Below are 24,300 nucleotides of genomic sequence, written 5' to 3'. Positions count from 1 at the left end.
ACATATCGTATTAAAAACGATGTTAGCCGTTGTTATCTCGTGTGCGTGTAGCTCAGTCGTATTGGCTCAAATACCAGGATTAGAGCCCGAGAAAAATTGGGATTTAACGGGTTACGTGAAATATATGGCAACAGGGTCGTTTCCTGATAGTAGAAGCGAGAATACAACGGATGTTAAGGATCAAGGGAACAGCCTAGATAACCTTATCCATCAGCGTTTTAATTTTGAATACCGATTTAATCGTCACCTGCGCGTTAATGTAGGAATGAGAAATCGATTATTCTTTGGTGATTCAGCTGAAATAGCAGGGTATGGCGATCTGGTGGGCTTTGATCCCGGTTATATGGACTTATCTAAAAATTGGGTAGATAAGAATGGCGTTGTAGGCAACAGTCAGCTTGATCGCTTGTATCTCGATTGGCAGGAAAATGATTGGCAGGTTCGTGCAGGGCGTTTTCGTATTAACTGGGCAATGGCAACATTGTGGAATCCAAATGATATTTTCAACTCTTACTCTATATATGATTTCGACTACGAAGAACGTTCGGGCTCCGACGCCATCTTAGTAAGTCGTAAGCTGGGTTTCGCCAGTGCGTTTGATCTGGTGTATAACCCAAGCAAAAACAGTGAATTGGATAGCTACGCAGGTCGGTATTTGTTTAACCACCAAGGCTGGGACATGCAGTTGCTGGTGGGAAAATCTGGGCTAGATCATGTTATTGGCGCAGGGTTTGCTGGCGACATTCAAGGTGCAGGTTTACGTGGTGAAATTAGCTGGTTTGAGCCTGAACGAAGCGAGTGGATGGGGGAGCCACTAGAATCCTCAACGGTTGCCACTATTGAAACAGATTATAGCTTTGGTGGAAAAAGAAATTGGATGACACGCGCTTCGTTATTGTTTATCTCTAATCCTCAAGATCCAAATAACGCACAGCTGTTCTTAAACCTGCCGCTTACAGCACGCACGCTGAGTTTTACAGAGTATACGTGGTATGCCGATATTGGCTTTGATATAACACCGTTAAGTCGATTAACGTTATCAAGCACTTATTATAATGATGGCTCGTATTTTTTTGGGGCGAGTAACAGTTATTCTTTATCTAATGATTGGCAAGTGTTGACCGTTATACAGCGTTTTGATGGTAGCAATAATAGTCTGTTCGGTGAAACACCGAATACCTTAGTTTATTTACAAGTTAAGTGGAGCTTTTGACTTCCTGCGGTCAGGTCATATTTCATGGTAAGCGGTTGGGTATAGATTCGGCGTTGGTTATGTGTACTAAAATGTCGATTATATAGACAAAAAAACACTACTATTCATGACTTAGTGCTATTGAGTGGATGGTTGCTATTAGCTTAAGTCATTAATGTTTAACTTCTTTATTTTTGTCCAATTTGTTTATGTTTATTATTTTATTTATTTGTTGAAATGTTTATTTTTGCGACACCCTAAATTGTCTCATTTCTCTATTATTAAATAGTTAAGTTTCACGCAAACACTGAATAATAATATAAAGCGTGAGTGTGTTTAATTTAGGGGGTCACATGCGATATGAATCATTATCTATCGTAATTGCTAGAACTTTACCTATTATGATTGTATTACCATTTTGTGCTATTTCAGCTGAAGATAGTAATGGTAATTCATCAAGCGTAAAAGAAGATGTTTATGCTGTTATTTCAACTCTCATGGATGTAGGCTCAGATATTCGAGGTGATAAATTTACTCATCAAAGCGTTGGCGATCGTTCATCAAATATCAATAAAAGTAAGATATTACAACAAAATAACTTAAACACTGCTGATCTTACGGAACGAGCAAATAGCGTCAGAAATAGTGCTAAAAATTCTTACCCTCCCAAAAATGTAACGCCTAAATTAACAGAAGTAACATTTTATCAAGATGGCTTGTTAGGGACTGACAATTATTCACGTTTAGGGGCCTATGTACGTTTTGAACAAGAACAAAAGACTATAGAACAACAAACATTGGTGTTTGAAAGTAACCCTGAGAGAGAAGGTTACTCAGTTACATTAGGTGGTGATTACTTACTTAATGAAAAATATTTATTTGGTGTGGCACTGGGTTTACCCTTTTATGATTCAGGTCTTGAAAACGCAGAGAGTGAAATTGATGGTTTGGTTGCATCAGGCTACTTCAGTTATTTTCAAGATCAATGGTATATGGATTTTACAGCGAGCTATGCGCTTGTTGATACCGATATTGAACGTAAAATTAGTCACTATAGTGATAATGTTATAAACAATTCTGATGATGCAGATTCTGATATTTGGGTTTTTTCGTTCGGTGGTGGTTATGTAATAAACCAAGGTTATTGGAATATCGCTTTAGAAAGTACCATTCAACATACACTATCGGATAGTGACCGCTATACAGAAAGGCCATCAAGAGGGAATTCCAATTATCTAATTTCTAAAGTGGATGATGTTGATAACTTAGAATCAACGATGTTGATTACAGGAGCCAGTTTTTCGCATTCTTTTCGCTCGAGTTTAGGTATATTCCAGCCATATTTACGCTCGTATGTTCATTATGATTTTGATTCAAGTTCAGAAAAAGTAATTAGTCAGTTGAAAGCAGATAACTCAGGCATGATTTTGCCTATCATTATAAATTCTGATGACCAACTATATGGGCGAGCGCACTTAGGGGTATCAAGTGTGTTTAATAACGGGTGGCATGGTTTTGCAGAGGCTAGTACTTTAATTGGATTAGATGATTTAGATGCTTATACCTTTACATTAGGTGTTGGTATCCCGTTTAATTAATGCTTATGTTGTAGTTATATTCATACCCAAGCTACCTCAAGATACTCGCTGAGATTCCCCTTAATCTTGCATCTTGAGGTAGCTTGGTTATGAGATTAGGATTAATCTTTTTCATAGGGCAGAGGTATATATCGATTTAGTCGGTCATAATTTCCATTCTTTATAAAGAAAAGCTCAAGCTGTAACATTATTCCGGGGTTAATATGGTAGTCATATTCTTTTGGGAATTCGATCTCAGGTTCTATTGTTAAATAAATCCAATCTTTATAGAGCTTTTGTGTCCACGATGCCGATACCCAATAGTTGGATATTTCATCTTCTTCACGTGTATCTGCACTTATACCTATAGAGTACTCCATAAGGTGATTATCATTTAGGCGGTCAAAGTATTCAAATGTTTGTACTAACTCCCAGTTATTATCTTCATCAAGGAACTGACCACTTGTACTAGCCTTAAATATTTGTGTCTCGTCTTCATTCATCGCTCGGTAAAAATCGAAGTATGTGACAGCACCTGGTCCTTTTTCATGATAGAAGAAAATCTCTTGTTTTATACGGCTTGTCCAACGCTCGCTTAAAATATCAACTCGACTTGCATTTACTCTAACAAAAGGATCCGGTGGCCATCTTACTTTTACACCGATATCAAAATTTGTTTTCCAGTTTCCCAATATTTTATCTTGAAGTCTAACACCACCAACAGCAGAGCTGCTGCTATCATTCTCACCAGAAATACCTCGTTGTTTGCTTTCTAAACTATCAAAATCATCGGGGTCGGTTTCAAAAATCAGTTTCCAATTTCGTTTGGTATGCGGAAGGTCTAGTTTAAGATAAACATTAGCATCGAAATCAGAATAACCACGGTGTGAATAACGCGGCTTAAACTTAATGCGCAAATAGCTACGATTCATCATTGGTTCATCTTCGTCTTCTTTACCGACATACTGATCAAGTGATTCACTGTAATCATGTATGGTATCTGCTAATTTATCTTCTGAATCGTCCATCCACGCGAGAATAGTGTTATCGTCAGCATTTAGAATTTCATTGTTTTCCCCTAGCAGTATTTGGCTAGAAGGGCTGATATTATTTTTTTTTGTGATTTCATTAGCGTTAATACTGGCCGTATAGAAACAAAAAAAAGGAAGAGTGAAGCACATGAAAGGAAGGTCATTTTTGTGCTCGAAAGACAAATATTTCCGGTAGTGCCTCCAAAGGTAATAATTAGTGTTCATTTAACTACCTCTGGTAGAAATAAAATAACTTTATTGTCATATAACCTTAATTATAGTTCTCTATAACTGTTTGTGGGTGAGGTTAGTTCTTATTGCTAAGAACTAATACTTAATATCTAAGGCAATGATTACTTTAACTTTAGTATCAAGAATATCACTTTTAAGTTATGTACTTCAAAGGGGCTGTGTGTATTAATTTACGTAGAGACACGAAATTTTACATATTTTATTGAGTGATAAATAGTGCAATAAAATAATTCAGCTACACTTAAATCTAACTGAAAAAACATACGTGAATGTACGATATTTTATACTGGTTATTCTAGGCGAGGATAGGATGAATAGTACGGATTTTGATGGCGTAAAAAGGGATATATCATTGACAGTTAATGATATTTTTGTGAATTTTGAAGAGGATAATCACCGTCTTCCGACTATGGAGGAATTTAGAACTATTTTTTCAAGTCATGCAGATCAATACATTGGCCCGGCGAATGAGTTAAAGGTTGAAGGTCTTGGCTGTCATTTAGATAGGCATAGACGTCGAGAGCAAACACTATGGACTGCAGCTAATGAGTTAGAAGCGGAACAGCGATATTTACGCTCAGATTGTTAGCTATGTATGAATCACGTTTTGAGCGTATACACAAAGAAGTGATTAAGTAATGATGGATGCTTTTAGGCGGTAATTGCTTTTAGGTTGTTGTTATAGCTTGATTTATTAATCAGATGTCTTTTATAACTGTTGTTCTCCATAAATAATTATCGCCAATTTTAACGTAAAGCTAATGACACTTTTGATGAGGGCTGTTTATTTAAAATATGACAGATCATCCAACCAGCTTTAGCCATATCATTCAGATTAACGCCCGTTTCTATGCCTAATCCATGGCACATATATAACACATCTTCAGTTGCAACATTTCCACTTGCCCCTACTGCATATGGGCAACCTCCTAACCCTGCAACACTGCTATCTATCACGCTTACACCCATGGTTAACGCTTGATATATATTAGCGAGTGCTTGCCCCCAAGTATCATGAAAGTGAACAGCAAGATGATTAATTGGAATATTGCGTTGTACCGCTTCTAACATTCTACCTATACGCAGTGGTGTACCTGTACCAATGGTGTCACCAAGCGACACTTCGTAACAGCCTAAGTCGAATAACTCTTTGGCGATAACTGCAACTTGTTCAGGTTTTGTTGCACCATCGTAAGGGCAATCAGCAACACAAGATAAATACCCTCTAACCGGTATGTTGTATTTCTTCGCTTCTGTTATTAATGGCTCAAAGCGCTTAAGGCTTTCTGCGATAGAACAATTGATATTTTTTTTGCAAAAGCTTTCAGATGATGATGTGAAAATCGCAACTTGGTTGACCTTCGACTGAATTGCTTGTTCAAAGCCTTGTAAATTAGGGGTTAAGGCTGAATAAATAACATTAGGTTGGCGTGATATTTTTTCCAATACGTGTTTTGAGTCGGCCATTTGAGGAACCCACTTAGGCGATACAAATGATCCTGCTTCAATATGGGTTAGTCCTGTTAGAGACAACTGATTGATAAGGTCGATTTTAGCTTCTGTACTCACAGTAGCTTCATTCTGTAAGCCATCGCGTGCGCCCATTTCAACAATCGTAACATCGGTAGGGAGCGAACTTATGCTATTCATTCTCTTCCCTTATTTTGTATTGATCTTGGTATTAGTACACCATGATGGCTGGCGCTTATCAAAGAAAGCGCTTAATCCTTCTTGCCCTTGCTCTGATACACGAATATCGGCAATTAAATGACTGGTATATTTGATTAACTTTTTATCAATAGGTTGGTTTTCACATGTATGACACAGTGCTTTAGCTTGTTGTAGAGCGGCTGGGCTATTGTTTAAGATGGCTTGAGTAAGCTGGATTATTTGCTGTTCTAATCTGTTTTCTTCTACTTTCGCTTCGGTATCGACAATAAGGTGTATTAACCCAATGTGTTGCGCTGTGTTTGCATCAATACGTTCTGCCGTCAGCATGTAACGTCGCGAATAACGAACACCAATAGCACGACAGACATAGGGCCCGATAGTTGCCGGAATAAGCCCTAATTTCACTTCACTTAGGCAAAACTGTGAATCAGACTGTGCGATAACGATATCACAGCAGCAAATCAACCCTAATGCACCACCAAAAGCACAGCCTTGTACAACAGCAATTGTTGGATGAGGAAATGTATCAAGAGTTTGCATTAGATGGGCGAGTTGTTGGGCATCTTGATGATTTTCTTTAACGGATTTTACCGCCATTGACTGCATCCAATGAAGATCTGCGCCAGCTGAAAAATGCGTGCCGTTTGCCCGTAACAATAAACACCGAATAGTAGGAATAGCGGCGAGGGTGTCTATGTAATGAATGAGGCTTTCTATCATTGAATCATCAAAGGCATTCTTTTTACTCACACGATTAAGTATGAGTGTTGCAATGCCATTTGCATCGATTTCACATAAAACATCACTCGATTCTGTATCACTTTGTTCATATGTTTTTTGTGTGTGTTCAGCCAGTCTATTTTGATTAAGCTTGTATTCTTTCATTTTAGCGCTCTCTATATTCGGGCTAAATATAAGGACTATGTACGGGCATTACATTCGTCTATTACATTCTAAAAATACCAAACTGACTGTCAGGAATAGGTGCGCGTAATGCAGCAGTAAGGGCTTGTCCTACAATATCCCTTGTATCTTTTGGATCGATAATGCCGTCATCCCATAACCGTGCACTGGCATAGTAGGGGTGTCCTTGATTTTCATATAACTCAATGATTGGCTGTTTGAAGTCATTTTCTTCTTCTGCCGACCATTGCTCGTTTTGTCTATTTTTTGCATCACGCTTTACTTGCGCCATAACACCTGCTGCTTGTTCTCCGCCCATGACGGATATTCTCGCATTCGGCCACATCCACATCATGGTTGGGTTATAGGCTCGCCCGCACATGCCATAATTGCCCGCACCATAAGAGCCGCCCACAATCACGGTAAATTTAGGCACATCAGCACACGCAACAGCCATGACCAGCTTGGCACCATGCTTGGCTATCCCTTCTGATTCATATTTTTTACCGACCATAAACCCAGTAATATTTTGCAAGAACAGCAGGGGGATTTTTCGTTTGGCGCAAAGCTCAATAAAATGAGCACCTTTTTGGGATGATTCTGAAAAAAGAATGCCGTTATTTGCCACAATACCGATGGGATGACCGTATAAATGAGCAAAACCACAAATAAGCGTTGTGCCATACAAGGCTTTAAATTCATCAAAATCGGAGTCGTCGACGACGCGGGCAATGACTTCGCGAACATCGAACAAGTGACGTAAATTAGCGTTAATGATGCCGTAAATTTCTTCAGCGTTATAACGTGGTGGCAGGATGGTTTTTTGTGGTGCCACGGTGGGTACTTGGTTCGCGCTTGCAATAGTTTGCCTAGCAATAGTCAGTGCATGTATTTCGTTATTGGCATAATAATCGGCAACACCTGATTTTTTACAATGTACATCTGCACCTCCTAGTTCTTCCGCTGTTACTATTTCACCGGTAGCGGCTTTAACTAGAGGAGGACCAGCAAGAAAAATTGTGCCTTGTTCTTTCACGATGATTGAGACATCTGCCATTGCAGGAACATATGCGCCCCCTGCGGTACACAAACCTAAAACAACCGCAATTTGAGGAATCCCTTTAGCAGACATTCGTGCTTGATTGTAAAAAATACGGCCGAAATGGTTTTTATCAGGAAAGACTTCAGCTTGATGTGGAAGGTTCGCACCACCAGAATCGACAAGGTATACACAGGGGAGGTGGCAACGTTCAGCAATCTCTTGCGCGCGAAGATGTTTTTTGACGGTTAATGGGTAATAGGTGCCGCCTTTTACTGAAGGATCGTTAGCAATTACCATGCATTCGATGCCTTCAATTTTACCGATGCCAGCGACAACACCAGCGCATGGAATGGGGTCATCATACACACGCCATGCTGCAAATTGTCCAATTTCGAGAAAATGTGTCCCTTTATCTAATAGTAATGCAACGCGCTCTCTGACAGGTAGCTTGCCTTTTTGTCGTTGACGTTCAATAGCCGACTGACCACCACCTTGCTTGATAACATGAAGGTTTGATTGAAGGTTATCGATTAGCTCGACCATTATTTGTTGGTTGGTGAGAAAATGCGGATCGTTCGGTTTAGCTTTGGTTTGAAGAATTGCCATGTCACGTCCTTTTTAAATGCACAGCATTAACAGGGGTCTGAATGGAGAAATTTGAATTGGAAACGTCGTTAACGTGATTCTTCAAATAATTCTCGACCAATCAACATACGCCTTATTTCAGAAGTACCCGCGCCAATTTCGTAAAGTTTGGCATCTCGTAATAATCGACCTGCTGGAAATTCATTGATGTAGCCATTACCACCAAGTAATTGAATGGCGTCTAGCGCTAGTTGTGTTGCCAACTCAGCAGTGTATAAAATGACTCCTGCGGCATCTTTTCGTGTGGTTTCACCCCGATCACAAGCGGCTGCGACGGTATAAACGTAAGCACGCGCGGCATTCATTCGGGTATACATGTCGGCGACTTTGGCTTGAACCAGTTGGAATTCACCAATAGAACGACCAAACTGTTTACGATCATGCACATAAGGGACAACGAGATCGAGGCAGGCTTGCATAATACCTAATGGACCTGCAGCAAGTACCACGCGCTCATAATCCAACCCACTCATTAGAATTTCGACACCGTGGTTTACTTTCCCTAAAATATTCTCTTGTGGTACACGACAATTTTTGAACACTAATTCGCAGGTGTTAGAACCGCGCATTCCCAACTTATCGAGCTTTTGAGCATGGCTAAATCCTTTAAAATCCCGCTCGATAATGAAAGCGGTAATACCATGAGATTTTGCGCTAGGATCTGTTTTGGCGTAAACGACGATGGTGTGTGCATCTGGACCATTGGTGATCCACATTTTAGTACCGTTCAGAACGTAATGGTCGCCTTCTAATTCTGCTTTTAATTGCATACTGATTACATCTGAACCTGCATTCGGTTCACTCATCGCAAGCGCACCAATGTGGCTGCCATCGATGAGTTTAGGGAGGTATTTTTCACGTTGACGTTGCGTGCCATTTCGAAATATTTGGTTTACACACAGGTTAGAATGCGCGCCATAGCTAAGTGCGACAGAGGCTGATGCTCGGCTTATTTCTTCCATCGCAATAACGTGCGCCAGATACCCCATATCTGCACCACCATATTCCTCATTAACTGTTACACCTAATAACCCCATTTTTCCGAAGAGTGGCCATAGATGATTAGGAAACTGATTATCTTTATCAATATCTGCAGCAATCGGGGCAATATGTTCCGCAGCAAAACCATTGACTTGTTCGCGTAGCATATTGATTGTTTCACCAAGGTTGAAGTTAAGTGGGGTATACGCAATTTTCATAACATCTCCTAAGTCGCTTAGTAAACTTCGGTTGTTATATAAGCTATTTTTAGCTTGGTTTTGAACGGTTAAGCGCTTGATGGCAACGTTTACGGGCAGCATTGAGTTCGTTCATTACAACATTTATATCGTTAAGTTGTCGTTGTAACGTGACTTGTTTGTCATCAATGATAGTTAGCATTTGATTGAGCTGATTATCACTTTGATTTGTATCGTATAGTTCAAACAATTCTCTAATTTCAGCAAGAGAAAAACCGAGCCGCTTTCCTCGTAGAATCAATTTCAACCGTATCTTATCTCGACGTTGATAAACCCGAATATTACCTTGTCGGGCTGGGTGAATAAGCCCCATATCTTCATAAAAACGAATACTTCTTGTCGTGATATCAAACTCTTTAGCGAGCTCGCTAATTTTAAACGTTTCCACCTGATTATGTCCTCCAACTGCTTGGCGACCAGGAAAGCTTTATCATGAAACAAAGCGTTAAAGACAAAACATAACCTTAATGATAGAAAAAAAGTAAAGACAATCGATGTGGTTCGATTGGGGTCGTTAAGATTTGAAGTGTTGCCAGCTTGTTTCTTGACGTTTACGTAAATGTTAGTGCTATGCTTACGTAAACGTCAAGAAATCACAGTGCGAAAAATACTAAATCCGAAAGGCTGTGATCAATTGCTGTCGTCAACGGGGGCGGAGTAATGGAAAAAACCATTTGGATTGTATCTGCAAAACGTACACCGTTAGGTAGTTTTCAAGGCAAGCTTAAAGCGTTTTCTGCCCCTCAATTAGGGCAGTTTGCCATTAAGGCTGTACTCGATGCGGTGCCTATTTCACCTGATTGTATCGATGAAGTCTTTATGGGTTGTGTATTGCCTGCTGGTTGTGGTCAAGCACCTGCTCGTCAAGCGGCTTTAGGTGCAGGGTTGTCGTATTCTGTTGGTTGCACGACGATTAATAAAGTCTGTGGTTCTGGTATGAAATCAGTCATGTTGGCGCATGATTTGATTAAAGCTGGGTCAATAGGTTGTGCTGTTGCTGGTGGTATGGAAAGCATGACCAACGCACCATATCTTCTGAAAGATTCACGTAATGGAATGCGGATAGGTCATAAAACAACGTATGACCATATGTTTTTAGATGGCTTACAAGATGCCTATGAAGGTGACTTAATGGGTGTGTATGCTCAGCATATTGCCGATAGGTTAAATTACACCAGAGAGCAGATGGATGAATGGGCGACTATGTCGGTTCAACGATCTTTAGATGCACAAGCCCAGCAGTTATTTAGCGATGAAATAGTGCCAATTTCGTTATCAACTAAAGGTGCAACAACACCAGAAGACGGTACGAATACACATAACAGTAAGATGTTAGGTTACGATGAACACCCTCACGAAATAGATCTCAAAAAAATCCCCAAACTTACTCCTGTGTTTGCGATGCATGGCACTGTGACAGCTGCAAATTCAAGTGCAATTTCGGATGGTGCTGCCGCATTAGTGGTTATGGATGCTGAAATTGCGCAGCAACAAGGATTAGCGCCTCTTGCCATTATCAGGGGGCATACCACACATGCTCGTAAGCCAGCAGAATTCACACTTGCGCCTGTTTACGCGATTGAACAATTGTTATCAAAATTAGATTGGTCGGTCGATGAAGTTGATTTATGGGAAATCAATGAAGCTTTCGCTGTGGTTACACAAATAGCGGTGCGCCAATTAGGCTTGGATATTGACAAGGTAAATATTAAAGGAGGCGCGTGTGCGCTTGGGCATCCTATCGGTGCCAGTGGTGCACGTATTCTGGTTACGCTTATTCATAGCCTGAGGCAGATTCAAGAATTAAGAACTGCACATGATCCGAATAGCCAAAATATGTCGAATAAAAAAGTGATGCGTGGCGTTGCTTCCCTTTGTATTGGAGGGGGAGAAGCGACAGCAATTGGTATCGAAATTCCGCTATAAGTTTTTGTGATAACGGCTCGTCTAAAAAGGACATAGCAATGATTAAATCTGTTCCCTTATTTATTGATGGTGAGTTTCGTCAGTCAGTGACTGAAGAGTGGGTGGATGTGACCAACCCTGCGACAAACGATGTGATTGCCGAGTTACCCTGCGCAACAGAACCTGAAATGGTTGAAGCTATTACCAGTGCGACTAACGCCTTTCAATCGTGGAAAGCTGTTGCTGTGCCAGATCGCGCTAGACTCATGCTGCGATATCAACATTTATTGAAAGAACATCATGATGAACTGGCAACGCTACTATCACAAGAAACGGGTAAAATCCTAATCGACGCCAAAGGGGATGTGTGGCGTGGCATTGAAGTGGTTGAGCAAGCTGCCAATATAGCAAGTAACATGATGGGGGAAATGGTCGAGAATGTCGCAACAGACATCGATACTTATTCCATTAGCCAGCCACTAGGTGTGTGCTGCGGTATTACCCCATTTAACTTTCCAGCAATGATCCCCTTGTGGATGTTTCCAATTGCTATCGCGAGTGGCAATACCTTCGTTTTAAAGCCTTCCGAACAAGTACCGCTAACCTCAATACGTCTAGCTGAATTATTTGAACAAGCGGGTGCACCCAAAGGGGTCCTGCAGATTATTCATGGGCGAAAGCAACAAGTCGATTTTCTGCTGTCTCATCCAGACATTCGTACAATTTCGTTTGTGGGTTCAGTACCTGTTGCACAATATATTTATCAAACCGGTACGCAACACTTTAAACGTGTTCAGGCTTTTGCGGGTGCTAAAAATCATATGGTGGTAATGCCTGATGCCAACAAGGCACAGGTGATCAGTAATTTGGTCGGAGCTTCTGTTGGGGCCGCAGGTCAACGTTGTATGGCAATTTCAGTCGCGGTGTTTATTGATGGGGCAAAAGAATGGATTCTAGATTTAAAAAACGAAATGTCAAAGATTCAACCTGGATGTTGGGACGACGCTAACGCAGGCTATGGACCTTTAATTAGTGCTCCAGCAAAAACACGCGTGCTGGGTTTAATTCAAGAAGGAAAAGATCAGGGAGCCGTGTGCGAACTCGATGGCAGTCAGTGTACAGTCGACGGTTTCCCTAATGGTAACTGGGTAGGGCCAACACTATTTAGTGGCGTCAAAACGAACATGTCGATTTATCAGCAAGAAATATTTGGACCAGTATTGATGTGTATCGAAGTGGACACTTTGGAAGATGCCATAACACTGGTGAACAATAACCCATACGGTAACGGAACATCCATTTTTACCGCCAGTGGTGGTGCTGCGCGTAAATACCAGCACGAAATTCAAGTTGGCCAAGTCGGTATTAATGTACCGATTCCAGTGCCATTACCTTTTTTCTCGTTTACCGGTTGGAGAGGCAGTTTTTACGGTGATTTACATGCTTACGGTAAGCAAGCTGTTCGTTTTTACACCGAAACGAAAACGGTAACAGCGCGTTGGTTTGATGACGATATTCCATCAGGTCCCAACTTTACTATTCACTTGAAGTAGCTGTTTATTTGAGACTGTAATGCCGTGAAATCGGAGTGATGTATGGACTTTGAATTAAATGAAGATCAACGTGCTTTCGCAGAAACTGCCCGTCAGTTTGCATTAGAACGGCTCAGCCCAATGGCGGCCGAATGGGATGAAAAACACATCTTCCCTAGAGATGTTTTAAAAGAAGCGGGAGAACTCGGTTTTCTTAGTCTTTATACTCCAGAAGAACAGGGTGGTTTAGCGTTAAGTCGTCTAGATTCGTCGATTATTTTTGAACAACTAGCTATGGGATGCACATCGACTACAGCCTTCATGACTATTCATAATATGGTGACATGGATGATTGCGAGTTTCGCGACCGATGAAGCCAAGGCTGAATATTGTCCGCAATTAATCACGGGAGACTGGCTGGGCTCTTATTGTTTAACCGAACCCAATGCGGGATCAGACGCTGCTTCCCTTACAACGTCAGCGAAGAAGGTAAAAGACCAATACATTCTTAACGGTGCTAAAACGTTTATTTCAGGTGCGGGTGAAACCGACGTATTAGTCGTGATGGCGCGATCGGTTAATAACGACCAAGGTGGCAATAAAAAGGCAGAGCATAAAAGTGGTGCAAAAGGTATTTCTGCGTTTATTGTACCTGCCGATGCTGCTGGCATTACCTATGGGCGAAAAGAGCCAAAAATGGGGTGGAACAGTCAGCCAACTCGTTCAATTACGTTTGATAATGTTGCGATTCCTGCTCGTAATTTACTGGGTCAAGAAGGGGAAGGCTTTACCTTTGCGATGAAAGGGCTGGATGGCGGCCGGATCAATATTGCCACTTGCTCTGTTGGCACTGCGCAACAAGCTTTGAATCAAGCGACGCAATATATGAATGAGCGCAAACAGTTCGGGAAAAGCTTGGCGCAGTTTCAGGGGCTACAATTCAAATTAGCTGATATGGCTACCGAGCTTATTGCTGCTCGCCAATTGGTTCGTTATGCCGCGAGTAAGCTTGATCGACAAGATCCTGAAGCGACAGCCTATTGTGCTATGGCTAAGCGTTTTGCTACAGATACCGGTTTTACGGTGTGTGACCAAGCATTACAGCTATATGGTGGCTATGGTTATATCAAAGAATACCCGCTTGAACGTTATTTCAGAGATGTGCGAGTACATCAGATATTGGAAGGTACAAATGAAATAATGCGCTTGATTATTGCCCGCAGGTTGTTAGCTGAAGGAACCGAAATTTTGTAGTTGGTCAATATAATCAGAAAGCATGTAACCCAAAATGTAACCAACAAAAATATTAATAGCGACAAAGGATACTTGGTAATGTCATTACTTGAAGAAAATGCAATTGAATCCATTATTCATGATCATGTTGCTGTTATAACGATGAATAACCCGCCTGCGAATACATGGACAGAAATCAGCCTTAATCAGCTTAAACAGCTAGTGTGTTCGCTTAACCAAAATAAAGATGTGTATGCCTTAGTGATCACCGGACAAGGCGAAAAGTTCTTTTCTGCTGGTGCGGATCTTAAATTGTTTGCCGATGGTGATAAAACCGTCGCATTTAATATGGCACGTTGTTTTGGTGAAGCCTTTGAAGCCTTATCTTCATTTCGAGGCGTATCTATTGCTGCAATTAATGGCTATGCAATGGGGGGAGGGTTAGAAGTTGCCCTAGCGTGTGATATTAGAATTGCAGAGCAGCAAGTAGTAATGGCATTACCTGAAGCAAAAGTAGGGTTATTACCGTGTGCGGGTGGCACACAAAATCTGACTTTGCTCGTCGGAGAAGGTTGGGCAAAACGCATTATTTTATGTGGTGAACGAGTCACTGCCGATCATGCACTTACAATCCGCCTTGTTGAAGAGGTCGTGCCACAGGGTAAAGCATTAGAATCCGCTATTGTGTTGGCTGAATCAGTTGCTAATCAATCCCCATCTTCTGTCACTGCGTGTAAAACCTTAATTCAACAGACTCGATCTGCGCCGTTACAACACGGTTTGATGAAAGAGCGAGAATTGTTCGTGAACTTATTTGATACCGAAGATCAAGCTGAAGGTGTAAAGGCATTCCTAGAGAAGCGAAAGCCTAATTGGAAGAATCAATAATCATTGATAAGACCAGTAATGCCTGCCTGATAGGGTAATGATTTACATGAAAAACTGATTAATCTAGGAGACGGTATGACAGGCAGAGTCAGTTTTGAAGAATTGGAGTGTGACGATAGCGATCATAAGATTGGTGTCGCGATATTAGAGAACACAGCGTCGTTAAATGCGCTGACATTCGATATGTTGGTGCAATTAAAAGACAAGCTGATGACATGGCAAGATGATGAACATATTGTGAGTGTTTTTCTCGATGGTGCGGGTGAAAAAGCCTTCTGTGCTGGTGGCGATGTTCGCTCGATGTATCATGCAATGAAAAGCGAAACGGTCAGTACATCTCAAGCGTTTTTAACCGACTATTTCGCTGTAGAGTATCAATGTGATTATCTTATCCATACCTACAAAAAACCGATTATTGCTTGGGGTGACGGTATTGTTATGGGAGGCGGCATTGGTTTATATATTGGCGCCAGCCATAAAGTTGTTACACCTAAGTCACGGCTAGCAATGCCTGAAATCAGTATTGGTCTGTACCCAGATGTAGGGGGAACGTGGTTCCTTAATCAGCTAGAGCCCGGTATCGGTTTATTCTTAGGTTTAACCGGTGCCCCCATTAATGCCAGTGATGCTATTGCCCTCAATATTGCCGATAACTTTCTACTTTCTGAGTATAAGTCGACAGTATTAGAACATTTACAAGCCAACTCTTGGCGAGGCATCGATGATAATCATGCCATGGTCAGTGAATTGCTCGATAGCTTGTCCCAGCCAAGCATTCATCATCAACCTGCTAGCCAACTTGTGCCTTATTTTTCGCATATCCAAGCAGCATGTAGCGGTAGTGATTTGAATACTATTTGTCAAAATATTTTAGCCATGGATGGTATGGGGCAATGGATAGAAACAGCCAAGCATACTCTTGAGGTTGGCAGTCCTATAACGGCACATATATGCTTTAGGCAAGTGACGCAATGTCAGTCATTATCATTAGCTGAATGCTTCAAACTTGAGCTTAGCTTATCTGTGAGGTGTGGGGCGCTGGGTGAATTCCAGGAAGGGGTACGTGCTCGATTAATTGATAAAAGTGGCGAGCCAAATTGGTTATTTAAGACAGTGAACGAGGTTGATACCACCATTATCGATACGTTATTCACGTCATTATGGTCAGAAGAAACACATCCGTTAGCGCAATTAGATCTATAACTTAAATTAATTTGATAACTTCAAATAACCTCAAAAGAGGAGGCGTTTCATGAGCACAATTGCATTTATTGGACTGGGTAACATGGGTAGTCCTATGGCGAAAAACTTGCTAGCAGCAGGTTTTAACGTACAAGTATTTGATTTAAATGAATTGGCAGCGAAAAAGTTAGAGCCTTTAGGGGCGATTGTGTCAGCTTCTTTAGAAGATGTTGTTAAAGGGGCAACTACGGTCATTACTATGTTGCCTGCTGGATCACATGTTCGTGCTGTGTATCTTGGTGATCATCATGGTGGTATAGGGCTGCTTAATCTTGTTTGTAGAAATACGTTTTTAATTGACTCTTCAACCATTGATCCCGATTCAGCTCGCTTAGTGGCGAATGAAGCCGCAAATAAAGGGTTACAGTTTGTTGATGCACCAGTATCGGGTGGGGTTGCAGGTGCTAAAGCCGCTTCATTAACCTTTATTGTTGGCGGAACAGAGGCTGCTTTCGGTAAAGCCCATGCGATTTTACAGTACGTTGGCAAAAATATTTTCCATGCAGGTCATGCGGGTGATGGTCAGATGGCAAAAATCTGTAATAACCTTATGCTCGGTATTTTAATGTCAGGCACCTGTGAAGCACTTAACCTTGGGATTGATAATGGTCTCGACCCCAAAGTACTCTCTAGCATTATGCTACAAAGCTCTGGGCGAAATTGGGCATTAGAATTGTATAACCCATGCCCAGGTGTAATGGAAAACGCACCAGCCAGTAATAACTATCAACCTGGATTTATGAGTAAGTTAATGCTGAAAGATCTTGGTTTAGGGATGGATGCCGCTATTCAAAGTCAATCTTCCATTCCAATGGGTACATTAGCAAGAAATTTATACGCATTTCATAATGCTAACGGTAATGAAGCACTCGATTTTTCAAGTTTATTTAAGTTTTATCAGCGTCAATCATAGTGCTAGCGAAAATAAGGATGCAGTATGGACCTAAAAGAGAGCGTGATTGCAATAACAGGTGCAGGGCAAGGATTAGGGCAAATGATGGCCGTTACTTTGGCACAATCAGGCGCTGAACTCGCACTGCTTGATGTCAATGAAGAAGCACTACGTAAAACCCAAGACCAATGTCATATGCTAAGTACTAAGGCGATGATATATAAAGTAGATGTAACGAATGAAGCTGAAGTAGTGCAGGCATTTAATGACATTATTGAAGACTTCGGTCAGCTTGATGGGTTGATTAACAATGCTGGTATATTACGCGATGGGTTGTTGGTAAAAGCCAAAGATGGCGAGATCAGTAAGATGTCATTAGAGCAATTTAATGCCGTGATGGATGTTAATGTAACAGGGTCTTTTTTGTGCGGAAGAGAGGCTGCAGTGAAGATGATCCAGACAGAACGTAAAGGCGTCATTATTAATATTTCCAGTGTGGCGCGTGCAGGAAATATTGGACAGACTAATTATGCTGCATCAAAAGCTGCGGTTGCGACGATGGCAACGTGTTGGGCTAAAGAGCTTGCTTGCTATGGCATACGGGCTGCCGCTATTGCACCTGGTGTTATTCAAACTGCGATGGCTGAACAATTAAAACCCGAAGCTGTCGAGCGTTTAAAAAAAATGGTGCCAGTTGGAAGAATAGGGGAAACCAGTGAGATCGCACATGCTGCAAAGTACATTTTTGAAAGTGATTATTTTACAGGCCGTGTGCTAGAAGTAGATGGTGGTATGCGAATGTAGCGCTAATATGTCAAGTATTGGTCATGCTGAATATTAAAAGGGACGGAATCTTATCAACTCTTTCTAGTCAAAAGTATTCCAGTTCCTTTTAAGTCATTCGTCCTAGATGCATGAGTTGCTCATGGCTTATGATTGACGTATATCAGTTACCATAAACCATGACAAATAATGCTAAACCACCACCGATTACAAACATTAGCATCCCTAGTGTAGCTGCAATTTTATTTAATATTGGGATAAATTTATCCAAAGTAATTCTCCGTCATGTAATGACCATCTACTTATCAAGAACGATATAAGAGGCAGAAGATGCCATATTTTTAGGGAGATTTCGAGTAAATTAATTATAGAAAATGTTAATGAGTTATACCTCTATCAATTGAAGTATTGACTAAGACGGCTACAGATAATAACATGCATTTAAATTACACCTTATTGGTCGGAGCTAAGAAGACTTAGCTAAAGATTGGTTATTACGTCATTTATATCGAGGAAGTTATTATGGGTTTATCATTTAAGAAAATTTTCAAAAAAGATGACAGCAAAGCAGAGCAGGAAAAAGTAGGTATAGAAGCATCTTCACAAGCAACAGCTACAAATGCTGACGCTACGCAGGAAGAAACAAAGAAAAAAGGAAAGCATGGTGAGCCGGGCTTTTGTTGCGGATCATGTTCGTAGGTAAAGAAGGCAAAACGATTGTGCTGTATACCCGTCGAAACAGAGCGATACAGCACAAAAATCTATTATTTACGCAAAGCGTGATAACAATAGATTAGAAAGCTTTTGGTGCAAAACCAGTTACTTCTTTAAGACCCATCTCACGACCCAGTGCTGTCATTGGGTGAACAACAACTAAACCACGAACAGACTTTTTCAGTTTGCCCATGTCAGCTTGTTCTGCTTTTGTTAAAGCACGTTTGAAAGCCATTGACTTAACATCAGTGCCTTGTTGATTAACATCACGTGCTTGTTTTGTCTTTAAGCTAGCAATTTGATTGTTTAACTTAGTTAGCTCCAACTTAGCTTTAGCCGCAATTGCTTTATCACCGCGGTCTACTGCACCAGCTAGTTTACGTTTAGTTTTATCTAGCTTGTTGCTTACTTGTTGAAGTTCTTGCTTTAAATTCATGCTGTTACCTTAAAATCTACACTCACAACATCTGCCTATAGTGACATTAGAAGTCAGCATAACAGTGTTGGCCTGCCCCCATTATAACAGCAACTTCCACTGTCAGTAACAAACCTTTGGTTTCAGTATGAAAATAGCGTGAATAAATCTTAAAAAACTAAAGAATTACGACTATCTAATAGCATTATTTTGAAATGATTCCGATATTTTCTTTATCGCGCTATCAGACAAGGCCGGATGCGGCGTTGCATCTGGAACCAATACAATGTGAACAGCAGGTAAAGGAGAAAGCCATGTCTCCTTTAATGCATATAAATCTTCTGAAAGACTCGATCGGTGTTATTTCTTAAATTCTGATTACTAATAAGGTTTGAGGATATTTAAATGAAGATTATTATCGGAAATGCTGGAATTACGAAATAAATCATAAGTGCTGCTTTCCTGCTGATTAATGGGTTTATAGCCATCGATACAGCGGAGCCCAATAAGCCAAGGATGGCGTAATTATCACCAAGGTAAATTGTGATCAATGAAATTAGGCTCAAATTGAAAACCTGCTTATATATCTCAGCCTTTACAATAAACCCATGTACTATGAAGCAAAGTATAAAAGATATGTATATCATTTTATTGCTTACCGTCCCCACAGTTGCTGCCTAGGTGACAACTGGTACACATTCCCTTTGCAGATACACCAAGACCAGTGGCAGCAATACCTCCTATTATCCCAGGGGTCATTATTGGAACCGCTGCACCAGTAATTACACCAGAAACCGCGGTTACTATCACATCTGATACGCATATTTCCTTACCGTCCATGATAGAATCTCCAATACTTCCAGCAATACCAGTAGCACCACCAATAATGGCTGGGACCAAAATTGCAGGTAAGAATTTTTGTGAGATTCTGACAATGTAGCCCCCTGCAAGGTTTTCTTTATAGAGCGCCATTACTACATTATTTGTAAGATTAAAGAATCTATTTGATGCAAACCCTGAAAAGCAATATTCCATGTTTGGTCTTATAGATATGATGCTATTGTTTTTCTTCCCTAGCTTGTTGCAAGCTGCCTTTTGCATTGAATATGCTATCACTGGATAGAGCTAACAATACAAGCATGAATAAAAATCTCATTTTAACCTCAAGTAACGGGCCCTAGGTGCAAATGATAACCATTAACGCTTATTGTTGCAATAAATGTATGAGTAAAATTTTGCGACTATCAAAGTCGGCTTTGTCTCAAAGTTACTCGATTTGATCTTGGATACTAAAACAGGGGGGGGACAGAACCAGACGAAGCCGGAATGCCATTGTAGTAACGGCTAAGAGTCACTTCCGAAGTGGGCGTTTTATTGTTGGCTTTTACAACCCAGCATGTTGTACTGGCTTTAAGTGTCGCCCCCAGTTCCCTTCAGCCATATTAACGGCTGTTTAAGCCAGCCAGCATTGGTTTTATGTTTGCGGAATTTACAACAAATTCGATTCAGGTATAAGATAAGGAACATCATATGCAAACAATTTTTTGGTTAAGAGATGAAGTAAAACAAGGTGAGCGTCGAGCTGCGCTTACTCCAACAGGGGCATCTGCATTGATCCAAACTGGTGCAGTCGTTATGGTTGAAAAAAGCTCAACACGAATTTTCGCAGATGCTGAATACCTTGCTGCAGGGTGTGAACTGGTTGAAGGGCATAGTTGGGTAACTGCACCAAAGAATGCGTATATTCTAGGGCTTAAGGAACTACCAGAAGACGATTTCCCGCTACAGCACAAACATATATATTTTGCGCATGCTTACAAAGGCCAAGATGAAGCCCCACAAGTTTTAGCGCGTTTTGACCAAGGAAAAGGTGAAATATTAGACCTTGAATTCTTACAAGATATTAATGGTCGACGGGTCTGCGCATTCGGTTACTGGGCGGGTTATGTAGGTGCAGCTATTGGTTTTGCGGGTTACTGTCATCGGTTGAACTGTGATTCAACGTTTCCTGCGGTAAATAGCTACCCAAATCGTGATGTTTACCTAACTGAGTTGAAGCTGTTAATAACGCAACTACCACAAAAGCCAACCGCGTTGGTTATTGGCGCGTATGGTCGTAGTGGTCGAGGTGCCGTTGATTTATTTGCAGATATTGGTATTGAAGCGGTGCAATGGGATATCAATGAAACCAAAGCGGGTGGACCTTTCACTGACATTAACAATTTTGATATTTTAGTTAATTGCGCATATTTAGCCCCGGGTACTGCGCCATTTATTACACCTGAAAGTTTGGGAACATCGCCACGACTAAGTATAGTCAGTGATGTTAGCTGCGATCCTAATAACCCAGATAATCCAATCCGAATCTATGCTGCGTGTACAAAGTTAACTCAACCGATTGTTCAATCTAAAATTGCAGGCATTGAAGTGCAAGCGGTGGATCACCTTCCGACGGTATTACCGAAAGAAAGCAGTGAAGATTTTGCTGAACAGTTATTACCGCATTTATTAACCCTTTCTGATGATTCAGATCCTGATGGGGTTTGGTTACGTGCGAATGGTTTTTTCAATACTGCGATTTCAGCATTGTGAATAAACCAATATAGCTGTTAAAAGGCAGAGCCTTTGAGCTGTATCATAAAGTAATATTTATAGGGTTCGCAGAAATGTGAACCTTGTGATGTCAGTAATCCCTTGCCTTCTAGCAATAAGGCCGTTTAAAAGCTAGGTGGTGGAAATATTCGCTTATAAATAAATTAATTCTTTTTAGAAATAAGATGAGCAGACTTTTGTTGGTTATATCTGCGAGGCGTTCGTCTTTTATACTTACATATATATTGGCAATGGTTTGCGTGGGTGATGTTTGTACAACGTCTTATTTTTATTCGATTTTTCATTATGAAAAAAGTGTGACTTTTACGCTGTTTTATTTTATTTTGTTTTCTGTTATCGGCTGTTAAATAGAGAATGAGTTAATATTAACTCAAATAATAGCAATACTCATGGACTGAGTTATTACATTATCCAAGGGTCTTATAAACATGAGTTATAAAAATTTAGCAGTGCGTAAAAAAATTGCCGTTGTATTTTCAGCGATCGGATTAGTTATGATAGCGTTTGCTATGTTCCTATTCCAAGAGTTAAAAAAAGTAGAGTCAGATGTAATTAACTTTACGGATTCTACGATTCCAAGTGTGTTATCAGTTGAAGCTATGTACTTTGAAATGTCAGTGTTGCGTCGTAGTCAATATGCGGCCCTCACATATAAAGAATCTAATTCTAAGTTAGATGCGTTGTTTATTCGTCAAGCTGCAACTAAACATAAAATTCAAGGTATGCTAAGTCGCTATGATGCTACCGTAGCTGGTACAGAAGAGCGTCGAATATTTGATTACGTATTAATGGCATGGAAAGATTATTTAAGTATATTTAATAATTTTGAGCAAATGGTAAAAAGCCGGGATCTTGATAAAGCTCATCAAGAGTTAGTTAGTTCGCTTGATGAGTTTGATGCAGTAGGTACTGCAATGGATGCGTTAGTTGATATTAACTTAGGTTTTGTTGCTAGTAATCGCACGGAGATTATAGGTAGCGTCAGTAATGTAACCACAATAACCAAAGTGTCCTTCACTGCGTTGATTGCTTTCATGGTATTTATTACGTTCTTCTTGGCTCGTCAGATTTGTCGTCCTTTGAACTTAGTTGTTGAACAATCGAAAGCGATAGCTTCTGGCGATTTAACGTTTTACCTTCAACGCGAAGAAATTGGTAATGATGAGCTAGGCGTATTGGCTGATACCAACATCGAAATGCAAAACCAGCTACGAATCTTAATTGAAGATACTATTTCTGCGGTAACTCAACTTTCTGCAGCAGTTGAAGAAATGAGTACGATCTCTGAGCAATCGGCTCGTGGTATGCAACAGCAACAATCAGACATTACAACCGTAGCTGCGGCAATGGAAGAGATGAAGGCAACCGTTGCAGAAGTTGCAAATAATACGGAAACGGCCTCTACTTCTGCGTTAGAAGCGTCTGAAGAAGCGAAGCAAGGTAATCAAGACGTTCAATCTAATATCAAACAAATTCAAATCGTGTCTCGTGATATTGAGCAAGCGGGTGAGTTAGTTGAAGAGCTGGAGCGTGAATCAAACAACATCAGTGTTGTGGTTGAAGTAATTCGTGGTATTGCTGATCAAACAAATTTGCTGGCATTGAACGCAGCGATTGAAGCTGCGCGTGCTGGTGAGCAAGGCCGTGGTTTTGCCGTGGTAGCAGATGAAGTTCGTTCTCTTGCGGGCCGTACTCAAACATCAACCAGTGAAATTGTTGATATTATTGAGAAGCTACAAGCAAGTGCAGCCCATGCGAAGAGTGCGACGGGTCAAAGTTGTTCGAAGATTCGTATTTGTGTAGAGCAAAGTGTTCAAACGGGCCAATCGATTCAAATCATTGAAGAAACCATGATGAAGGTTGCTGATACAGGTATTCAAATCGCAAGTGCGTGTAGCCAACAAGATTCGGTAACTGAAGAGCTTGGCCGCAATATTCAAAGCATGAGTTTATCAGCAAGTGAAGTGGCAATGGGGGCTGAACAAACGGCGCAGTCAAGTGTTGAGTTAGCACAATTAGCAACGATGTTGAAAACGTCACTGTCACGCTTTAAAGTGTAATATCAATCTACATAAGCTAAGATTTAAGTCTGTTTAAATAAGAAAAAGGAGATCATTTGATCTCTTTTTTTTGTCTAATAAATCAATTGCGGTTAACTGTGAATTTATAATATAAATTAACCTTTGGATTAAGGATAACCCATGAAATACGCCGTTATATTTAAAGCCGAGATCAATCAGTTTGATGATGAGTATTCCAAAATGGCAGCGAAAATGCGTGATTTAGCCATAAGAGAATATGGTTGTACTGAGTTTGTAGCCACTGCTGAAGGTAGCCAAGAAATCGCGATATCTTATTGGGATAACCTCGAACACATTAAAGCGTGGAAGCAGAATGCCGAACATTTAGTCGCACAAAAGTTAGGTCAAAATAAATGGTATAAGCATTATACCGTTGAGGTTGTAGAAGTTCTTAGGTGTTATTCATCGAAATAGAATAAGTAAAAAAATATTGTAAAACAATAATGTAAGA

22 protein-coding genes are annotated in these 24,300 nt (G+C 40.6%); 14 read left to right on the top strand and 8 right to left on the bottom strand.

Translation table 11 applies throughout. From position 1 onward, the window contains the following. The first annotated feature begins 19 nt into the window (after positions 1-19). Positions 20-1,213 carry a hypothetical protein gene (locus C9J47_RS17955; protein ID WP_170107543.1) on the top strand — a complete coding sequence of 398 codons (1,194 nt, stop codon included), beginning with the start codon at positions 20-22 and terminating at the stop codon, positions 1,211-1,213. A gap of 332 nt (positions 1,214-1,545) precedes the next feature. Further along, the gene (locus C9J47_RS17950; protein WP_107254721.1) at positions 1,546-2,790 is read left to right on the top strand and encodes an autotransporter outer membrane beta-barrel domain-containing protein; all 1,245 of its coding nucleotides are present in this window, start codon (positions 1,546-1,548) and stop codon (positions 2,788-2,790) included. A gap of 101 nt (positions 2,791-2,891) precedes the next feature. Here the strand turns inward: C9J47_RS17950 and C9J47_RS17945 are convergent, their stop codons facing one another. Further along, positions 2,892-4,025 (bottom strand): hypothetical protein, encoded by a 1,134-nt coding sequence (locus tag C9J47_RS17945; RefSeq protein WP_245903520.1) that lies wholly within the window; start codon positions 4,023-4,025, stop codon positions 2,892-2,894. 400 nt (positions 4,026-4,425) lie between these two features. Between C9J47_RS17945 and C9J47_RS17940 the strand changes: the two genes are divergently transcribed. Next, positions 4,426-4,641 carry a hypothetical protein gene (locus C9J47_RS17940; RefSeq protein WP_245903518.1) on the top strand — a complete coding sequence of 72 codons (216 nt, stop codon included), beginning with the start codon at positions 4,426-4,428 and terminating at the stop codon, positions 4,639-4,641. A 158-nt stretch (positions 4,642-4,799) separates the two neighbouring features. Here C9J47_RS17940 and C9J47_RS17935 read toward each other — a convergent pair whose 3' ends face one another. The 5 genes from C9J47_RS17935 to C9J47_RS17915 all read right to left on the bottom strand — a co-directional run bounded on the left by C9J47_RS17935 (position 4,800) and on the right by C9J47_RS17915 (position 9,939). After that, a complete protein-coding gene (locus tag C9J47_RS17935) occupies positions 4,800-5,702 on the bottom strand; it encodes a hydroxymethylglutaryl-CoA lyase (RefSeq protein ID WP_170107537.1) in 903 nt (300 codons plus the stop codon). A gap of 9 nt (positions 5,703-5,711) precedes the next feature. Next, on the bottom strand, positions 5,712-6,608 hold the full coding sequence (locus tag C9J47_RS17930) for an enoyl-CoA hydratase-related protein (RefSeq protein ID WP_107254718.1): 897 nt from the start codon (positions 6,606-6,608) through the stop codon (positions 5,712-5,714). A gap of 61 nt (positions 6,609-6,669) precedes the next feature. After that, complete coding sequence (locus C9J47_RS17925; RefSeq protein ID WP_107254717.1) at positions 6,670-8,274, bottom strand: carboxyl transferase domain-containing protein; 1,605 nt, start codon at positions 8,272-8,274, stop codon at positions 6,670-6,672. Between the two features lie 68 nt (positions 8,275-8,342). Next, entirely contained in the window at positions 8,343-9,512 is a 1,170-nt protein-coding gene (locus C9J47_RS17920) for an isovaleryl-CoA dehydrogenase (RefSeq protein WP_107254716.1), read from the bottom strand. A 49-nt stretch (positions 9,513-9,561) separates the two neighbouring features. Then, on the bottom strand, positions 9,562-9,939 hold the full coding sequence (locus tag C9J47_RS17915) for a MerR family transcriptional regulator (protein WP_107254715.1): 378 nt from the start codon (positions 9,937-9,939) through the stop codon (positions 9,562-9,564). A gap of 272 nt (positions 9,940-10,211) precedes the next feature. Between C9J47_RS17915 and C9J47_RS17910 the strand changes: the two genes are divergently transcribed. The 8 genes from C9J47_RS17910 (at position 10,212) to C9J47_RS17870 (ending at position 18,725) form a co-directional block, all read left to right on the top strand. Further along, a complete protein-coding gene (locus C9J47_RS17910) occupies positions 10,212-11,477 on the top strand; it encodes a thiolase family protein (RefSeq protein WP_107254714.1) in 1,266 nt (421 codons plus the stop codon). A 38-nt stretch (positions 11,478-11,515) separates the two neighbouring features. Beyond that, positions 11,516-13,009, top strand: coding sequence for a CoA-acylating methylmalonate-semialdehyde dehydrogenase (locus tag C9J47_RS17905; protein WP_107254713.1), 1,494 nt, complete (start codon positions 11,516-11,518; stop codon positions 13,007-13,009). A 42-nt stretch (positions 13,010-13,051) separates the two neighbouring features. After that, complete coding sequence (locus C9J47_RS17900) at positions 13,052-14,242, top strand: acyl-CoA dehydrogenase family protein (RefSeq protein WP_107254712.1); 1,191 nt, start codon at positions 13,052-13,054, stop codon at positions 14,240-14,242. Positions 14,243-14,320: 78 nt separating this feature from the next. Further along, positions 14,321-15,109, top strand: a complete 789-nt coding sequence (locus C9J47_RS17895; protein WP_107254711.1) for an enoyl-CoA hydratase — start codon at positions 14,321-14,323, stop codon at positions 15,107-15,109. Between the two features lie 75 nt (positions 15,110-15,184). Continuing rightward, entirely contained in the window at positions 15,185-16,312 is a 1,128-nt protein-coding gene (locus C9J47_RS17890; RefSeq protein ID WP_107254710.1) for an enoyl-CoA hydratase/isomerase family protein, read from the top strand. A 49-nt stretch (positions 16,313-16,361) separates the two neighbouring features. Beyond that, positions 16,362-17,264: a 3-hydroxyisobutyrate dehydrogenase gene (gene mmsB, locus C9J47_RS17885; RefSeq protein ID WP_107254709.1), complete on the top strand. Its 903-nt coding sequence runs from the start codon at positions 16,362-16,364 to the stop codon at positions 17,262-17,264. A gap of 24 nt (positions 17,265-17,288) precedes the next feature. Further along, the gene (locus tag C9J47_RS17880; protein WP_107254708.1) at positions 17,289-18,047 is read left to right on the top strand and encodes an SDR family oxidoreductase; all 759 of its coding nucleotides are present in this window, start codon (positions 17,289-17,291) and stop codon (positions 18,045-18,047) included. A gap of 501 nt (positions 18,048-18,548) precedes the next feature. Next, positions 18,549-18,725, top strand: a complete 177-nt coding sequence (locus C9J47_RS17870; RefSeq protein ID WP_107254707.1) for a CCGSCS motif protein — start codon at positions 18,549-18,551, stop codon at positions 18,723-18,725. Positions 18,726-18,819: 94 nt separating this feature from the next. On the opposite strand, the gene C9J47_RS17865 is transcribed toward C9J47_RS17870, so the two are convergent. Next, on the bottom strand, positions 18,820-19,176 hold the full coding sequence (locus C9J47_RS17865) for a YibL family ribosome-associated protein (protein WP_006230184.1): 357 nt from the start codon (positions 19,174-19,176) through the stop codon (positions 18,820-18,822). Positions 19,177-19,803: 627 nt separating this feature from the next. Then, positions 19,804-20,127, bottom strand: coding sequence for a hypothetical protein (locus C9J47_RS17850; RefSeq protein WP_146150852.1), 324 nt, complete (start codon positions 20,125-20,127; stop codon positions 19,804-19,806). A gap of 558 nt (positions 20,128-20,685) precedes the next feature. Between C9J47_RS17850 and C9J47_RS17845 the strand changes: the two genes are divergently transcribed. From C9J47_RS17845 to C9J47_RS17835, 3 genes are all read left to right on the top strand, one after another. Further along, a complete protein-coding gene (locus C9J47_RS17845; protein WP_107254704.1) occupies positions 20,686-21,747 on the top strand; it encodes a saccharopine dehydrogenase in 1,062 nt (353 codons plus the stop codon). Positions 21,748-22,196: 449 nt separating this feature from the next. Further along, positions 22,197-23,828 carry a methyl-accepting chemotaxis protein gene (locus C9J47_RS17840; RefSeq protein ID WP_107254703.1) on the top strand — a complete coding sequence of 544 codons (1,632 nt, stop codon included), beginning with the start codon at positions 22,197-22,199 and terminating at the stop codon, positions 23,826-23,828. A 141-nt stretch (positions 23,829-23,969) separates the two neighbouring features. Continuing rightward, a complete protein-coding gene (locus tag C9J47_RS17835; protein ID WP_107254702.1) occupies positions 23,970-24,263 on the top strand; it encodes an antibiotic biosynthesis monooxygenase family protein in 294 nt (97 codons plus the stop codon). Positions 24,264-24,300 lie beyond the last annotated feature (37 nt).

Origin of the sequence: Photobacterium indicum (assembly GCF_003026215.1) — a bacterium.
Lineage (GTDB): Bacteria > Pseudomonadota > Gammaproteobacteria > Enterobacterales > Vibrionaceae > Photobacterium > Photobacterium indicum.
This window is presented reverse-complemented; position numbering and strand designations above follow the sequence as displayed.

Excerpts from the sequence above, each read along its gene's own strand:
- C9J47_RS17935 (WP_170107537.1), bottom strand. The coding sequence starts at position 5,702 with ATGAATAGCATAAGTTCGCTCCCTACCGATGTTACGATTGTTGAAATG.
- mmsB (WP_107254709.1), top strand. The coding sequence starts at position 16,362 with ATGAGCACAATTGCATTTATTGGACTGGGTAACATGGGTAGTCCTATG.
- C9J47_RS17925 (WP_107254717.1), bottom strand. The coding sequence starts at position 8,274 with ATGGCAATTCTTCAAACCAAAGCTAAACCGAACGATCCGCATTTTCTC.
- C9J47_RS17890 (WP_107254710.1), top strand. The coding sequence starts at position 15,185 with ATGACAGGCAGAGTCAGTTTTGAAGAATTGGAGTGTGACGATAGCGAT.
- C9J47_RS17865 (WP_006230184.1), bottom strand. The coding sequence starts at position 19,176 with ATGAATTTAAAGCAAGAACTTCAACAAGTAAGCAACAAGCTAGATAAA.
- C9J47_RS17845 (WP_107254704.1), top strand. The coding sequence starts at position 20,686 with ATGCAAACAATTTTTTGGTTAAGAGATGAAGTAAAACAAGGTGAGCGT.
- C9J47_RS17905 (WP_107254713.1), top strand. The coding sequence starts at position 11,516 with ATGATTAAATCTGTTCCCTTATTTATTGATGGTGAGTTTCGTCAGTCA.
- C9J47_RS17895 (WP_107254711.1), top strand. The coding sequence starts at position 14,321 with ATGTCATTACTTGAAGAAAATGCAATTGAATCCATTATTCATGATCAT.
- C9J47_RS17945 (WP_245903520.1), bottom strand. The coding sequence starts at position 4,025 with ATGAACACTAATTATTACCTTTGGAGGCACTACCGGAAATATTTGTCT.
- C9J47_RS17900 (WP_107254712.1), top strand. The coding sequence starts at position 13,052 with ATGGACTTTGAATTAAATGAAGATCAACGTGCTTTCGCAGAAACTGCC.
- C9J47_RS17840 (WP_107254703.1), top strand. The coding sequence starts at position 22,197 with ATGAGTTATAAAAATTTAGCAGTGCGTAAAAAAATTGCCGTTGTATTT.
- C9J47_RS17850 (WP_146150852.1), bottom strand. The coding sequence starts at position 20,127 with ATGGCGCTCTATAAAGAAAACCTTGCAGGGGGCTACATTGTCAGAATC.
- C9J47_RS17910 (WP_107254714.1), top strand. The coding sequence starts at position 10,212 with ATGGAAAAAACCATTTGGATTGTATCTGCAAAACGTACACCGTTAGGT.
- C9J47_RS17870 (WP_107254707.1), top strand. The coding sequence starts at position 18,549 with ATGGGTTTATCATTTAAGAAAATTTTCAAAAAAGATGACAGCAAAGCA.
- C9J47_RS17955 (WP_170107543.1), top strand. The coding sequence starts at position 20 with ATGTTAGCCGTTGTTATCTCGTGTGCGTGTAGCTCAGTCGTATTGGCT.
- C9J47_RS17880 (WP_107254708.1), top strand. The coding sequence starts at position 17,289 with ATGGACCTAAAAGAGAGCGTGATTGCAATAACAGGTGCAGGGCAAGGA.
- C9J47_RS17930 (WP_107254718.1), bottom strand. The coding sequence starts at position 6,608 with ATGAAAGAATACAAGCTTAATCAAAATAGACTGGCTGAACACACACAA.
- C9J47_RS17835 (WP_107254702.1), top strand. The coding sequence starts at position 23,970 with ATGAAATACGCCGTTATATTTAAAGCCGAGATCAATCAGTTTGATGAT.
- C9J47_RS17920 (WP_107254716.1), bottom strand. The coding sequence starts at position 9,512 with ATGAAAATTGCGTATACCCCACTTAACTTCAACCTTGGTGAAACAATC.
- C9J47_RS17950 (WP_107254721.1), top strand. The coding sequence starts at position 1,546 with ATGCGATATGAATCATTATCTATCGTAATTGCTAGAACTTTACCTATT.